11 protein-coding genes are annotated in these 13,715 nt (G+C 55.2%); 9 read left to right on the plus strand and 2 right to left on the minus strand.

Translation table 11 applies throughout. The features are described from left to right. Positions 1 to 510: 510 nt before the first annotated feature. Both QZ170_RS01280 and meaB read left to right on the plus strand, forming a co-directional pair. Positions 511 to 888: a DUF488 family protein gene (locus QZ170_RS01280; RefSeq protein ID WP_297176074.1), complete on the plus strand. Its 378-nt coding sequence runs from the start codon at positions 511 to 513 to the stop codon at positions 886 to 888. 62 nt (positions 889 to 950) lie between these two features. Continuing rightward, positions 951 to 2,066 carry a methylmalonyl Co-A mutase-associated GTPase MeaB gene (meaB, locus tag QZ170_RS01285; RefSeq protein WP_297176076.1) on the plus strand — a complete coding sequence of 372 codons (1,116 nt, stop codon included), beginning with the start codon at positions 951 to 953 and terminating at the stop codon, positions 2,064 to 2,066. A 101-nt stretch (positions 2,067 to 2,167) separates the two neighbouring features. Here meaB and QZ170_RS01290 read toward each other — a convergent pair whose 3' ends face one another. Next, the gene (locus QZ170_RS01290) at positions 2,168 to 4,456 is read right to left on the minus strand and encodes an exo-alpha-sialidase (RefSeq protein WP_297176078.1); all 2,289 of its coding nucleotides are present in this window, start codon (positions 4,454 to 4,456) and stop codon (positions 2,168 to 2,170) included. 17 nt (positions 4,457 to 4,473) lie between these two features. Continuing rightward, a complete protein-coding gene (locus QZ170_RS01295) occupies positions 4,474 to 7,203 on the minus strand; it encodes a peptidase M49 (protein ID WP_297176080.1) in 2,730 nt (909 codons plus the stop codon). 802 nt (positions 7,204 to 8,005) lie between these two features. Between QZ170_RS01295 and mce the strand changes: the two genes are divergently transcribed. From mce to QZ170_RS01330, 7 genes are all read left to right on the plus strand, one after another. Continuing rightward, positions 8,006 to 8,419, plus strand: coding sequence for a methylmalonyl-CoA epimerase (gene mce / locus QZ170_RS01300; protein ID WP_297176082.1), 414 nt, complete (start codon positions 8,006 to 8,008; stop codon positions 8,417 to 8,419). A 134-nt stretch (positions 8,420 to 8,553) separates the two neighbouring features. After that, a complete protein-coding gene (locus QZ170_RS01305) occupies positions 8,554 to 10,107 on the plus strand; it encodes an acyl-CoA carboxylase subunit beta (protein WP_005467361.1) in 1,554 nt (517 codons plus the stop codon). Between the two features lie 42 nt (positions 10,108 to 10,149). Beyond that, on the plus strand, positions 10,150 to 10,650 hold the full coding sequence (locus tag QZ170_RS01310) for an OadG family transporter subunit (RefSeq protein WP_297176084.1): 501 nt from the start codon (positions 10,150 to 10,152) through the stop codon (positions 10,648 to 10,650). 18 nt (positions 10,651 to 10,668) lie between these two features. Next, positions 10,669 to 10,845 carry a hypothetical protein gene (locus tag QZ170_RS01315; RefSeq protein WP_297176086.1) on the plus strand — a complete coding sequence of 59 codons (177 nt, stop codon included), beginning with the start codon at positions 10,669 to 10,671 and terminating at the stop codon, positions 10,843 to 10,845. Positions 10,846 to 10,879: 34 nt separating this feature from the next. Beyond that, positions 10,880 to 11,365, plus strand: a complete 486-nt coding sequence (locus tag QZ170_RS01320; protein ID WP_297176088.1) for an acetyl-CoA carboxylase biotin carboxyl carrier protein subunit — start codon at positions 10,880 to 10,882, stop codon at positions 11,363 to 11,365. Between the two features lie 7 nt (positions 11,366 to 11,372). Beyond that, positions 11,373 to 12,524 carry a sodium ion-translocating decarboxylase subunit beta gene (locus tag QZ170_RS01325; protein ID WP_297176090.1) on the plus strand — a complete coding sequence of 384 codons (1,152 nt, stop codon included), beginning with the start codon at positions 11,373 to 11,375 and terminating at the stop codon, positions 12,522 to 12,524. A gap of 256 nt (positions 12,525 to 12,780) precedes the next feature. After that, a complete protein-coding gene (locus QZ170_RS01330) occupies positions 12,781 to 13,713 on the plus strand; it encodes a CsgG/HfaB family protein (RefSeq protein ID WP_297176092.1) in 933 nt (310 codons plus the stop codon). Positions 13,714 to 13,715: the final 2 nt, after the last annotated feature.

The raw sequence follows: 13,715 nt of genomic DNA on the forward strand, positions 1-13,715 counted from the left end.
ATTTGATACATAGGATGTTGTATGGAGATAGATTTATTGGTAACCACCTCTTCGTGGAGCAGGATATAGCTCGCCCTACTACTTTTACAACTGTACAATAGGTCTACACGTACGGACGGGAGGTACACCTACATAGCTAGGAGTACGATGGGGATGATGGTAGGCGATACCTTTATACTGCACAATAGGTCTACACGCACGGACGGGAGGCACACCTACATAGCTGGGGGTGCGATGGGGATGATGGTAGGCGATGTGTGGAGCCTACGAGGAATATGGCTAGAGGAGGTGATAGGATCGAGCTTAGTACCCTCACAACGAGGGCATGCGCAGCTATGCCCGAGGAGGTACTATAGTGCAGAGTGAGTGGTGAGGGAGGGAGGATAGTGCACCAGCCCTAAAGGATGATGTCGTTTACTTGGGTATACAAAGGGAATTAACGTATCTTTGTCTTAGGGTGGTGGGTGTCTTTACCTCCTCCCTTTGTGGGTTTCTTAATTAGTTAGAACTATGGAACTACTCCTCAAGCGAGCCTATCAGCCAGCCTCTCCTACAGATGGCTATCGTGTCCTCGTCGATCGCCTCTGGCCTCGTGGGCTCAGTCGGCAAGAGGCAAAGCTGGACGAATGGAACAAAGACCTTGCTCCCTCTACAGCACTCCGCCAGTGGTTTGGGCATGACCCTGCCCGATGGAAGACCTTCGGAGAGCGTTACCTCGCAGAGCTACGGGCGAGTGATGCCTGCCAGACCTTCCTAGACAAAGTGCAGCAGCAGGAGCGTGTAACCCTCGTCTACGCTGCTCGAGATGAGGAGCACTGTCACCCCCTCGTGCTGAAGGCTTACCTCGAGGAGCTGATGCACCGGGATGCTCCCCACGGCAAATCATAGTTCCCCCCGAGACATAGCCCCCCCTTAAGCGTACTTACTACAACACAACAGATATAGACGATATGGATATCAACGAAGAGCGGCTGCACCACCCCGAGAATGACCCTGCCTACCTAGGGCTCAAGGTCAATGAAGGGGTAGCAGCACAGCCGATGATCAACCCAAACCTGAGGCGTGTGGCACGGCGTACCTATACGGTAGATGAGTTCGTGGCAGGTATACTTGCCTCTGACATCACATGTCTGAGTCAGGCCGTTACCCTTGTGGAGAGCAATCGCCCAGAGCATCAGGCCGTCGCTCAGCAGATCATAGAGCGCTGCCTGCCCTACTCGGGTAGGTCAATGCGCATCGGTATCACTGGCGTGCCTGGGGCGGGGAAGAGCACCTCGATAGATACCTTCGGCATGCACCTCGTCAAGCAGGGGCGCAGGCTCGCCGTCCTAGCTATCGACCCAAGTAGTGAACGCTCGGGTGGATCGATCCTAGGGGACAAGACTCGTATGGAACAGCTCTCCAGAGAGAAGAATGCCTTCATACGTCCTAGCCCTACGGCCGGTTCACTCGGTGGGGTTGCTCGCAAGACGAGAGAGACGATCATCCTCTGTGAGGCTGCAGGCTTCGATACCATCTTCGTGGAGACGGTAGGTGTCGGGCAGAGTGAGACGGCGGTGCACTCGATGGTGGACTTCTTCCTGCTGATACAGCTAGCAGGCACAGGAGACGAACTGCAGGGGATCAAGCGTGGTATCATGGAGATGGCAGATGCTATCGTCATCAACAAGGCCGATGGTGACAACATCGACAAGGCCAACCTCGCCGCCTCCCACTTCCGCAATGCCCTACATCTCTTCCCCCCGACAGAGTCGGGCTGGCGACCCAAGGTGCTCACCTACTCGGGCTTCTATGGCATCGGGATCAAGGAGATCTGGGATATGATCGACGAATACCGACACTTCGCTATGGACTCGGGCTACTTCACGGAAAAGCGTCAGCGTCAGGCTAAGTGGTGGATGTATGAGAGTATCAACGATGCCCTCAAGGCCTCCTTCTACCAGAACGAACGTGTACAACGCCTTCGTAGTGAAGTAGAGCAGCAGGTACTCTCCGATACACTCTCTTCCTTCGTGGGGGCACAGCGTCTGCTGGATACGTACTTCGAGGCTCTAAAGGGTAAGTAGGACTCAGGTCTCTATATATCTTTAGTAGACCCATACCAAAGGCAAAGAAGCCGTGCAAGACGAGTCTTGCACGGCTTCTTTGTATTCTCTAGGGGAGAGGGCTAGTGTTGCTTGCCGCCTCTTAGCCAGTCGAGGCTTACCCGGGTGAAGTAGATATCGAACCCAGGGCGGTCATCCTCCTCACTGATGATCCCGATAGAGCCATCGGGTAGGATCACGATCTCGCTGTAGACAGCCTCGCCTCCACAGAGCTCTCGGGAGTACCGCCACGTCTTGCCCTCGTCCTCGCTTAGGAAGAGGCGCAGGTGGTCTCGTGTAGGGCTCGTGGGGAGTGTATGTAGTAGGAGCTGCTGATCCTTGCCACTACCGACGGGGGCATAGCGAGCGAGTGCTGCGTTGCAGGCATTACCCGTTAGCTCAGGCCATGTGCGAGGGGCGCTCCAGGTCTTGCCCGAGTCGGTAGAGCGTACGAAGGTGCGGGCATTTGCTCCCCCAGCCCTATTACGGCTCGAGACGAGGAGTGTGCCATCGCTGAGCTCTACGACCTTGGCTTCGTCGCCGTTGGCTCGTGCTACGGGAGAGGATTGCCAGGTCTTGCCTTGGTCATCGGAGTAGACAAGTACGTTGTCCATGGTACCTCCCCACTTCTCATCCGTACGCATAGCAGCCACGAACATGATCCTGCCCTGAGATGTGATGAGCCCATTACCCGAACCAAAGAAACCTCCGTAGCGGAAGCGGTCGCCATATACCTCATCTGATATTTCGCGTACAGTGCTCCAGCTCTTGCCTCCATCTTCACTATGTGTATAGTACATCTGTAGGGGCTTCTTTGCCTGTGATGGGTAGTGCCATAGCCCGCTACCGCTGACCATGACCATATGTATGGTACGTCCATCGGTAGCCATAGCTGCATCACCGAAGCCCTGCTGAGGACTACCCTTAGCTACTGTGATCGGTGCACTCCAGGTCTTACCCATATCGTGGCTGAGCTTGACCTCTACATCAATATCCTCGGGCAGGTCATACTCGCTATTCTTGCGCTTATCTATACTCGCAACTAAGGTACCGTCATCGAGACGGACGATCCCAGGTATGCGGTAGTGTGCCGAGTGGTTCTCTCCCGGTGCCCAGAGGAGTGTACGCTGTAGGACGATCTCGTGCTCATAGGCTCTGGAGAGTGTATCGGGGCGGAAGGGGTGGGGTGTGCTCGATAGACGTACCTCCTGCAGGCGGGAGACGACCTTCCCTCCCTCGGGAGCACTGGGGGCGACGTCGGTGACTACCCATAGCTTGCTGTGAGCGTTGAGGGAGGGAGCCTTGGCGACGGGGCGCAGGGTCACTTGATCGCCTTTACCGACTCGACCAGTAGCGACTAGTCGTCCCGGGCTACGAGGATCGAAGCGATCCCCATTGATCGTCTCGTAGAGCTTCACCTGACTCAGCACAGAGGGGGTAGTGCCACTGAGGTCAAGGGTGAGGGAACGTAGCCGTTCTGTCCGAGCTAGGCCAAGCGAGAAGGTGAAGAGGGGCTGCGTAGGCCCTCGGCCCACTAGGGTTGCATTAGTGCCGTGCTCCCGATAGGTACGTACTGACCGATGAGGAAGACGCTGGGGGAAGCCCATGAGGTGAGCTGGGTGCCTGCCCGTGACATCCTGTATGAGTGTATCCCCCGGAGTATAACCGTCGAAGTCATAGGCTGCGACTAGTCCCTTGGTCGAGGGGCTGATGCGCTCGGTGAGGCGATCACGCTCTACCTCTTCGCTGGTGAGCGCACGACTATAGAAGCGTATGTTATCGAGCTTGCCCCCATAGTGAGCTGTCGTCTTGCCCCCCTGCAGTGCCGCGCCGATGAGTACCGGTAGGCCATTGGCCGTGGACCACTGTCGGATATCCTTATCTAAGCCCTGCGTATGGAGCTTGCCATCGATGTAGAGGCGCATACGCTGTGTGGCTCTATCTACGACCCAGGCGACATGATACCATCGGTATAGCTCCCTACGATTGGTCTCCTCTCCTGTCCAGAGGTTGAGTGAGTGATCATAGCCTCCAGCTTGGTCGGGGGTAGAGATGCCGAAGAAGCCTGTGGTGAGGTTGCGTAGGCCGAGGAGCTCATAGCCACTCTGATCGCTACCCTTAGGAGTAGCTAGGTCTCGTCTGGAGATGAGGCGCTGTCCCTGGGCATAGGTGATCGTGCGGTCTCCAGAGAGGTGTAGGCTGATGGTATAGCTCCCCTCAGGTGAGATGTCGAAGTCTCGGTGTGCGGGGATCTGTAGGTACTCCCTCCGTCCATCGAGCTCGAGTACAGAGCTATGTCGCTGTGCCCATGTCGGAGCAGATAGGGTGGTGAGGAGTAGGAGGGGTGGGATATGCTTCATGAGGCTAGTCATCCGCTATCATTAGTTTATTAGTGGGTAGGATATTCATCGAGTTCGAAGCGTAGATCTTCGGCGAACTCCCGCTGTACGGGGCTATTACTTTGCTCCCAGCTCTGTAGTTCATCGCTGGCTAGCACCTCAGCTCTCAGAGCTTCGTCTGCACGTCCCCATCGCTTCAGTAGGAGTAGGGCCGTGCGCTGTAGGGGGGTAGGATAGGGGAGCTCCGTGTCGGATAGTGTCACGAGGAGCTCTCGGAGCAGGAGTTCTCTCCAGCGAGGGGACTGGATAGCAAAGCCCTTAGAGACTTTGCGGGCTAGGGTCGTGAAGGCGATCGGTAGGAGATCATCCCAGCGCTGGGCTCGGTCGGTGAATATCCAGTCGAGTGCCCAGTAAGCAGCGTCGGGGATACGGTCGAAGAGGTTCTTCGCTAGGTAGTCCCTTAGTTCGGGATTGGAGAAGGAGGCAAGGGCCAGCTGTGTCGCTACCTCGTAGCTCACCCGCTCGGCAGGGTATATGAGCTGACCGATGATCTTTAGTTCGCGTACGTCTCGGCTCAAGATATAGCGAGCGAGGTCTTCGCTACGTGGTTGCTTCTCTGCTAAGCGAAGGATGTAGTCCAGCGTGAGCCCAAAGTTGATACCATAGTATAGCCCCTTGGATCGCATCGAGGAGGCGATCTGTCCATCCATCGAATGGCGAAGCTTCCCACGGAGCTCCTTAGCCAGCTCTAGGGTCTCATCTGAGGGCTCTGGGTGGCGGAGCTCCTCTGCAGTCACGGGGTCAGAGGATAGTGTAGCATAGCAGTGGCTATAGCGAAGCATCTGCTCTGCATAGCCCTCGTCATAGTGCGCTACGACATCGGAGATCCCCCCGTCCTCATCATACACGAGCTCCAGCCTAGGATTGACGAAGCCCTTGTAGGGGGCTATGCCGAGGCGTGAATACCGAGCTAGTATCTCGGTGTGCAGCTCTGTATCTACTGCTATGGCATACTGCTCGACGAGTGTGCGTCCAGCCTCGTAGTCTCCCTCGCTCTTGATCCGCTGTACCTCTGCGAGAAGCTCTGCGAAGAGGGGGCGTAGGGCGGCATAGTTATGGATGATGAGCTCGAGCCCACGTAGCTCTAGGATACCTTCCTTCGCTCCACGCTCTAGGACGTAGCGTGCGATGAGAGCACGATTGCGCATGTGAGCCTCCTCCAGCTGATGGCCGGGGCGGATACGTACGAGCTGAGTAACAAGCCCATTCAGGAGGTAGCGATAGTAGCAGGCCTTATAAGCCTCGTGGTCGGGGAGTAGCCCGAGCTCTATCAACCGCTTGTCTGCCATATAATATAGGGCAAAGAGGTCAGCACGAGCCTCCTCGAGCGTGGAGTGGTAAGCCCCAAGGGCATCTGCTGAGACCCCAGGGAGGAGTTGCCCAGAGCCGTGCCCAAGGCACTCGTGTAGGTCTGTGTGGAGGTGCTCTGTGACTCCCTCATATCGGGTAAGTAGGGCACGCACCTCTGGGTCGGGTACGAAGGCTTCGTCCATCCCGCTGTGCTGTGCAGCCCGATGATAGGCCTCATGGATGTTGTCTATCGTCACGGACTTGGATCCGTGGACGGCACGTATCCAGTCGGCATTGGGTAGGTTGATGCCGATCGGCGTCGCAGGGTAAGAGTCTCCTGCGAGCATGGCTACTGAGACTACGGTGGCGGAGACTCCTCGGGGGGAGGCCTTCTTGAAGCGTTCGTCTATGGGAGCGTGCTCCTCGAACCATGCAGCCTCCCGACAGATCTTCTCCGTGCGTCTGCTGGCCTCGTGATCTCGGATATGCACTAGGCTCTCCCACATCCCCTTTGTTCCTAGGGGGTCGGTGTACACTTCGGTAAATCCATTGATGAAGTCTACCTCGGGTGTGGTGTCATTGACCCAAGCGATCGAGTAGCGGTTGTACTCGCTGAGGTCTCCTGTCTTGTAGTATTCCAGTAGGGCTAGGATCGTCTCCCTCTGGGCCTCACTCTCCGTGTAGGCTAGGGCAGCCTTTAGCTCTGTAGAGATACGGCTAAGGGCCTCACCATAGAGCCCACCTATACGGTAGGTCTGCTCATAGAGTCTACCATCCTCGCTTCGTGCTAGACGGCTGTTGAGCCCTAGGGAAGGGGGAGCCTTGCGCTCTCGCTCGGAGAGAACCTCGTAGGCCTCTCGGTAGTAGGCCTCAGCCTCCTGCTGGGTCACTTGGTCGTCGTAGAAGTTGGCCGAGGAGGCACGCACGAGATCCTCTGCCCCCGACTGTACGGTACGGCGGGGAGCTTGGCTCGGGTCGAAGATGAGGGCTAGTAGTCCCTCTAGCTCCTGCCCTCTGAAGCGTAGGAGCTGTCCCGTAGACTGCTGTACCTCCTCTAGGAGCTGTCGTAGGTAGCCCTCCGTGAAGTGTGGCTCGAACTTCTCTGACCCATAGTGGTGGTGAATACCCGAGGAGAACCATAGGCGGAAGAGGTACTCCTCTACGGCACGGAACTCTTCGCAGCTACGCTCCCCTCTACAATATAAGTATATGCCCTCGAAGAGCGCACGTAGGCGTAGCCCATAGCGACCATTCTGGTCAAAGGTGATGTCTCGCCCTAGTAGGGCGGCTCGGCTGAGGTGGTAGATGAAGAGCTTGCGCTCTAGGGGTAGATCCTCGAAGCCCGGGATCTCGTAGCGTAGTATCTCTATATCGGCAAAGCGGGCTACGGAAGTGCCGCTTACGGATGGTCTTCTAGCGTCTGTATACATTGATAGATTGTACTTAGTCTGCTGTCTCCTAGTCCAAAGGGTGAATAGGAGTAAAGGGCATTATGCCACACAAAGATACCGAAAAGCCCAACGCCTGCCCAATCTCCATCCCGTCAGAGCGATGCCTATCCCCTCTCTTCTGCATTCCCCTCTCTTAGCTACTCAGGGGAGATGATCCTTGGGTTTTAATATCTGGAACGCCTAAACGTTATCCGTTGGGATACACGCATATGAGATAGCCCTACAGAGGTGATACTTAGAGCGAGGTTGTGTACCCGTGTGTACACTGTTGTGTACACGCGTGTATACAACAGTGTACACGTGTGTATACCTTTTCGTCCTAGGTAGTGAGTGTGTACTGCTTGATTTTACGCCTAGGATACAGGTCTTTATATCTTCGATCTACGCTTCCCGACCCCTTGACTCCCGACCTCTATATGATCACACGCACGAGCCCTCCCCATCTCCTACCCAGACCCTCTCGCTCTTCCCCCCGTACTTGCCTCTCCATCCCCCCACCTCTCTCCTCCTTCGTCCACCTGAGAGCTGTTCCCTACTTGGGAGAGTTCCCCGTTCCCATTGGAGGGGGGCGAGTATGGGAAGAGCCATACTTGGGGCTTAAGGTCGTCGGAGGGTGATCGTGGGGGAGAGGAAAATGGGGCGATGGGGAAGTTGAAATCACCGATTATTCTATTTATCCTAGAGAGTTAGGCTATGAATACGATTATTCTTACTTTTGTAGCACAATCTTGGTGAGGGAAAGCCCCCCACCATAAACATATCAATTCAAGCAAGAAGAGCTATGAACCTCTCACACATCGAACATCTTGGGATCGCTGTCAAGAGTATCGAAGAGTCCCTGCCCTACTACGAAGGTGTACTTGGGCTAAAGTGCTACAACATCGAGGAAGTCGCAGACCAGAAGGTCAAGACGGCCTTCCTACGTGTCGGGCAGACGAAGATCGAGCTACTCGAGGCTACCTCCCCCGATAGCACCATCGCTAAGTTCATCGAGAAGCGTGGCGAAGGTATTCACCACATCGCTTTCGCTGTACCCAATACGGACGAAGCTCTACAGGAAGTAGCAGAGAAGGGTGTCCAGCTGATCGACAAGCACTCCCGCAAGGGCGCAGAAGGACTTAACATCGGCTTCCTTCATCCCAAGAGTACACTCGGTGTACTCACCGAACTGTGTGATAGCCGCGACGTGAAGTAAGGCCTAGCGCAATGACGAGTATAGGGACCATAGAGGTGTCTGAGACCACTCCCCCAAGGGGGGGAGAGCGGTACGGGGCACCTCTATTGTCCCTTTCTTTTTACCAACGATAGCAACGACTAATAGCTAATAATATGAGTGTTCAACTAGAGAAAATCAAGGAGCTCATCCAGCTCCGCGCCACAGCTCATCTCGGTGGTGGGCAGAAGCGTATCGATAGCCAGCATCAGAAGGGTAAGTTCACGGCACGTGAGCGTATCAACATGCTTCTGGATGAGGGTAGCTTCGACGAGATCGATACGTTCGTGCTACACCGCTCGACCAACTTCGGTATCGACAAGACCAAGTTCCTCGGGGACGGTGTCGTCACGGGCTCGGGTACGATCGATGGCCGTCTGGTCTATGTCTTCGCTCAGGACTTCACTGTCTTCGGTGGAGCACTCTCGGAGATGCTTGCCTCCAAGATCTGCAAGGTCATGAAGCTCGCTATGGAGATGGGAGCGCCTGTGATCGGCCTCAACGACTCGGGTGGTGCTCGTATCCAGGAGGGGATCAATGCCCTCAGTGGTTATGGTGACATCTTCCAGAACAACATCCTTGCCTCCGGTGTCATACCTCAGATCTCTGCTATCTTCGGTCCCTGCGCCGGTGGTGCTGTGTATTCGCCTGCCCTCACGGACTTCAATATCATGAGCAAGGGCACGAGCTACATGTTCCTCACTGGTCCAAAGGTCGTCAAGACCGTAACGGGCGAAGACGTCACGCAGGAGCAGCTCGGCGGTGCTAGCGTACACGCCTCTAAGAGCGGTGTCGCACACTTCGCCGTAGACAACGAAGAGGAAGGTATCCGCCTAATCCGTCACCTGCTCTCCTTCATCCCTCAGAACAATATGGAGGATGCACCATGCGTAGAGCCTACAGATGCTATCGACCGCGTAGATGACGCTCTGAATGAGATCATCCCTGATCAGCCTAACAAGGGCTACAACATGTATGAGGTCATCGGTACGATCGTTGATAATGGCGAGTTCCTCGAGATCCATCGTGACTGGGCTAAGAACATCATCATCGGCTTCGCTCGCTTCAATGGGCAGAGTGTCGGTATCGTAGCTAACCAGCCTATGGTGATGGCCGGTGCACTAGATAGCAATGCCTCTCGTAAGGCTGCTCGCTTCGTGCGCTTCTGTGACGCCTTCAATATTCCTCTAGTTACCCTCGTCGATGTGCCAGGCTTCCTCCCAGGTACCGGCCAGGAGTACAACGGGGTCATCGTCCACGGTGCTAAGCTCCTCTACGCGTACGGGGAAGCTACCGTACCTAAGATCACCGTCACGCTCCGTAAGTCCTACGGTGGTGCCTACATCGTGATGAGCTCTAAGCATCTACGCTCTGACGTAAACCTCGCTTGGCCCTCTGCAGAGATCGCCGTCATGGGGCCTGCTGGTGCCGTAGAGGTTATCTTCGCTAAGGAAGTCGCCGCTGCTGAGAACCCCGCAGAGGCTGCAGCACAGAAGGAAGAAGAATACCGCAAGGCATTCGCTAACCCCTACAACGCAGCTTCCTATGGCTTCATGGATGATGTCATCGAGCCACGTAATACGCGCTTCCGCATCATCCGAGCCCTCGAGCAGCTCCGTACAAAGAAGCAGATCAACCCAGCTAAGAAGCACGACAACCTACCCCTCTAGTATGGGCACTAGCCGTGCATAGTCATCCAACGCTACACTAGCATGAATACCGCTCGTCTTCTCACGCTATCTGTTGGCCTCCTCTCGGGGATGGCCACGGATATCGTGTGGGCTCAGAGTAAGCCGACTGAGCTTCCCGAAAAGGTTCTCCGCCTGCAGGAGCAGGATCCCGCAGGTCTCATCATGACCTTCACGGCCGTACTTGTCGTCTTCGCCGCCTTGGTGATGCTTGTCCTTGTCTTCCGGCTCCTAGGTAGGTTCTTCGAGACCACCAAGGCACCTGCGCAGGCTTCGACAGCACCAGCACGTCCCGCCTCTGTATCGACCGCTTCCTCTCAGCCCTCTGGTGAGGCTCTAGTGGCTATCTCTCTAGCTCTACAGCAGAGCCTAGGGGGAGCACCATCGGAGGTAGCTGCCGCTATCTCACTCGCCCTGCGCAGTGAGCTAGAGCAGCATGACGCTGAGAGCTACGTCCTGACGATCCGTCATAGGCCGACCCAGTGGAACGCCCGTATCCAAGGCACACAACGTCGCTATAAATAATCATCGATAACCCCCAATATGCAACAGGAACCGAACCTCAAGGAAGTATTCGCCGCAATCTCCTATGCTCTACACGAAGAGCTCGGCAAGCACCTCCACGATCAGGAATCCTACGTCCTGACTATCAAGCGTGGCGTAGTCCCCTCCCCATGGAGCACTAAGAGCCAAACGATGCGTCAGCTCCCTTCCCGATAGTTCAATCCCCATAGCAAATCAAACACTCACACATATGAAAGAGTACAAGTATAAGATCAATGGCAACGAGTACAGCGTAGCCATCATCGACCTCGAAGGTAACACGGCTGCAGTCGAAGTAAACGGCGTCTCCTACAAGGTAGACATCCTCACCGAAGGCTTCACCGCAGCGCCTGCACGCCCCGCAGCTAAGCCCGCTGCACCCGCCGCTCCTGCTGCCCCCGCACCCGCAGCTGCTAAGCCCGCAGCACCACAGCCTATCGCCCCCGCAGCTGCCCCCGCAGCAGAGCCTGCACCTGCAGGTAAGGGTACGGCCGTACAGTCACCGCTGCCAGGTGTCATCCTCGACATCAAGGTCGCTGTCGGTGACACCGTCAAGGCTGGTCAGACGGTGGCTATCCTAGAGGCTATGAAGATGGAGAACAGCATCAACGCAGAGTGCGATGGTGTGATCACGGCCATCAAGGTAGCTAAGGGGGATAACATCCTCGAAGGCTCTGATATCGTTATCATAGGTTAGTCTAGCTATGTCCTTCTGGGGCTTTCTGGTCGAGAATATGCAGACGTTCTATTCCTTCACGGGAATAGCGAATGCGACGATGGGACACCTCATCATGATCTTGGTGGGGCTGCTCTTCATCTTCTTGGCTATCAAATATGAGTTTGAGCCTCTCCTCCTCATCCCCATCGGCTTCGGTATGCTCATCGGGAACATACCGATGCTCAATGGGATGCAGGTAGGTATCTACGAAGAAGGATCTGTCCTCAATATCCTCTACCAAGGGGTACGTCAGGGGTGGTATCCTCCCCTGATCTTCCTGGGTATCGGAGCGATGACAGACTTCACGGCTCTTATCTCTAACCCCAAGCTCATGCTCGTAGGAGCAGCAGCGCAGTTCGGTATCTTCGCCGCCTACATGACTGCTCTACAGCTAGGCTTCACGCCCCCCGAGGCTGGAGCTATCGGTATCATCGGAGGTGCAGATGGCCCTACAGCTATCTTCCTCTCCAATAGACTGGCTCCACACCTCCTAGGTGCTATCGCTGTGTCGGCTTACTCCTACATGGCTCTTGTACCTGTGATACAGCCCCCCTTCATGCGTCTACTGACGACGAAGAAGGAGCGTGTCATGCGTATGAAGCGTCCTCGTCAAGTATCCCAGACTGAGAAGATCATCTTCCCGATCGCAGGGCTACTCCTTACGACGATGCTTGTACCACCAGCACTGCCTCTACTGGGGATGCTCTTCTTTGGCAATATCCTTCGTGAGAGTGGTGTGACCAAGAGACTCGCTGATACGGCTAAGGGACCTCTGATCGATACTATCACGATCCTCCTCGGAGTCACGGTCGGTGCCTCTACGCAGGCGACGGAGTTCCTCACGGGAGACTCTGTGCTGATCTTCGGCCTCGGTGCCTTCTCCTTCGTTATCGCTACGTGTAGTGGGGTGCTCTTTGTGAAGTTCTTCAACCTCTTCCTCAAGCCAGAGAACAAGCTCAATCCACTCATCGGTAATGCAGGTGTATCCGCCGTCCCCGACTCTGCCCGTATCTCACAGACTCTCGGTCTCGAGTATGACCCTACGAACTACCTCCTCATGCATGCCATGGGGCCTAATGTCGCAGGGGTGATCGGGTCGGCTGTCGCAGCAGGTATCCTACTTAGCTTCCTAGCGTAGGGACTCTCTGTGTAGACTTGTACCCTCATAGATACCTTACTCTCGTCCCTTCCCCATGCCTGGTCTTCTCGGGCATGGGGAAGGCCTTTTTAGGCTATCGGCTCTGTGGTAATAGGCGCCTCCTATGATAGCTGGTGCCAGTGATGAAGTTATTGAGCCCGACCTATTACTTCCTTAGTTCTCCTGAGTAGGAAACTTCTATGGAGGAATAGCTATATTTGCTCCAAAGAAACTATCCCAAATTCGTATAGTGAACATGAAACCAATCAGAGCAGTACTACTTATGCTTACCCTCCTCCCATGGGTGAGCATAACGACCCTGAGAGCACAGGAGCCCACCCGAGTGATCGCTCAGCAGGGTGTAGAGCAACAGCCTATCCAACGTCGAGGCCTCAAGTGGAAGGTAGCCGTAGGGCGATTCTCCAATGAAACCTATTATGGCAAGGGGATCTTCTACAACCGAGCTAATGATCCAATGGCCAAGCAGGCACTGGATATCTTGGTGGCAAAGTTGAGTGCTTCGGGCAAGTTCATCCTACTAGAACGTAGTGACATGGACAAGATCGCAGCTGAGCTAAGAAACAATCCCCAGCAAAAGGTGGGAGCTGACTACCTCATCCTAGGTTCGATTACCGAATATGGACGTAAGATCGTTGGTAAGGAAGGGGTCTTCACTTCAGAGAAGAAGCAGATCGTAGAGGCAGGTGTCAGTATTCGTATTGTCGATGTCTCGACAGGGCTAGTTATCTACTCCGAGGAAGCTAAGGGGCATGCCGAGACGACGAGCCGTAGCACCCTAGGCCTTGGAGGGAAAGCTGGCTATGACGCTACGCTCAGCGACAAGGCCATCTCTGGAGCTATTGACCAACTCGTAGAGAATATCATCAATAAGTGTACGGATAGGCCTTGGCGTACCTACGTGATCAATGCCGATGAGGATGGAGTAATTCTCGCAGGAGGTGCTACCCAGGGGATCAAGGTCGGGGATACCTTCACCGTATATAAGCGGGGTAAGAAGGTGACGAACCCTCAGACAGGGACTACCTTTGAGCTCGAAGGCAAGCCGGTGGCTCAGGTGCGCGTGCAGAGCCTAGCTGGCGATACTCCAGAGACAGAATACTCCATCGTTGAGTTCGTATCAGGTGCCCTAGACAACACGGCTCTCGACACCTACTACGTACAGCCATAGTC

The sequence above is a fragment of the uncultured Porphyromonas sp. genome, from assembly GCF_905372525.1.
GTDB lineage: Bacteria > Bacteroidota > Bacteroidia > Bacteroidales > Porphyromonadaceae > Porphyromonas.

Bases quoted from the DNA above. Each gene is read 5' to 3' on its own strand.
- QZ170_RS01325 (WP_297176090.1), top strand. From the start codon at position 11,373: ATGTCCTTCTGGGGCTTTCTGGTCGAGAATATGCAGACGTTCTATTCC.
- QZ170_RS01280 (WP_297176074.1), top strand. From the start codon at position 511: ATGGAACTACTCCTCAAGCGAGCCTATCAGCCAGCCTCTCCTACAGAT.
- meaB (WP_297176076.1), top strand. From the start codon at position 951: ATGGATATCAACGAAGAGCGGCTGCACCACCCCGAGAATGACCCTGCC.
- mce (WP_297176082.1), top strand. From the start codon at position 8,006: ATGAACCTCTCACACATCGAACATCTTGGGATCGCTGTCAAGAGTATC.
- QZ170_RS01290 (WP_297176078.1), bottom strand. From the start codon at position 4,456: ATGACTAGCCTCATGAAGCATATCCCACCCCTCCTACTCCTCACCACC.
- QZ170_RS01315 (WP_297176086.1), top strand. From the start codon at position 10,669: ATGCAACAGGAACCGAACCTCAAGGAAGTATTCGCCGCAATCTCCTAT.
- QZ170_RS01330 (WP_297176092.1), top strand. From the start codon at position 12,781: ATGAAACCAATCAGAGCAGTACTACTTATGCTTACCCTCCTCCCATGG.
- QZ170_RS01295 (WP_297176080.1), bottom strand. From the start codon at position 7,203: ATGTATACAGACGCTAGAAGACCATCCGTAAGCGGCACTTCCGTAGCC.
- QZ170_RS01310 (WP_297176084.1), top strand. From the start codon at position 10,150: ATGAATACCGCTCGTCTTCTCACGCTATCTGTTGGCCTCCTCTCGGGG.
- QZ170_RS01305 (WP_005467361.1), top strand. From the start codon at position 8,554: ATGAGTGTTCAACTAGAGAAAATCAAGGAGCTCATCCAGCTCCGCGCC.
- QZ170_RS01320 (WP_297176088.1), top strand. From the start codon at position 10,880: ATGAAAGAGTACAAGTATAAGATCAATGGCAACGAGTACAGCGTAGCC.